Below are 839 nucleotides of genomic sequence, written 5' to 3' on the forward strand. Positions count from 1 at the left end.
GCGGGAAAATCGATCTCCTTCAGGCCAGGCTAATCGGTGCAGAATAATCGGAGCTGCACCAAAATTGCGTCAGAGCCCCCTTTGGACGCCGATCGGGGGTCCCAGTCCAATGCCGATTGACATTCTAGCCCCATACACGCCATCTCCGGCTACAGAGGAGAACGACATGAATGTTCGTACCACTCTCACCTGGGCCGCCCTCGCATTGGTCGCCGGATCCGCCTTGGCACCAAACGGTCAGGCCGAAACGGTCACGCCTAAAATTGCGGAAGCGGTTCCGAACGCCGTCGAGGAGGTTTCGGAGATAAGAATTCCGGACAGCAAATTGTCGCGCGATGCAGCTCAGGTCATTCGCGATACCGAAAACGATTTGCTGTTTCAGCACTCCATGCGCGTCTACTATTGGGCTGCTTTGGCAGGAAAGCGCAAGGGTCTGACCTTTGATCCGGAACTTCTCTACATAGCGGCCATGTTCCATGATTATGGACTGACTGCAAGTTATGGGGAAAGTCACCTGCGCTATGAAGTGGATGGCGCGAATGCCGCACGCGATTTTCTGCGGAGTCACGGCATTTCGGAAGCTGATGGCCAGAGCGTCTGGCTTGCGATCGCACTGCATACGACAAATGGAATTTCCCCGCATCTGTACCCCATCGCGGCACTTCTTGCCGAAGGAGCCAACATGGACCTTGTCGGCGCCGGCTATGACGACTTCACTGCCGCGCAGCGGAGCGCTGTCGAGACGGTTTATCCGCGTCCGCCCAATTCGCGGAAGGCTTCCTGCAGGCCCTTTACGACAGCCTCAAGCACCGTCCTGAAACCACCCAAGGCACCGGTTT

1 protein-coding gene is annotated in these 839 nt (G+C 56.9%); it reads left to right on the forward strand.

Annotated elements, in window-relative coordinates; translation table 11 throughout:
* Positions 1 to 166 precede the first annotated feature (166 nt).
* Positions 167 to 839, forward strand: a 673-nt coding sequence (locus AC0L3X_RS47230) for an HD domain-containing protein (RefSeq protein ID WP_473317626.1), incomplete at its 3' end; no start/stop codon positions are given.

It is taken from the genome of Bradyrhizobium sp. MI1.7 (assembly GCF_055811795.1).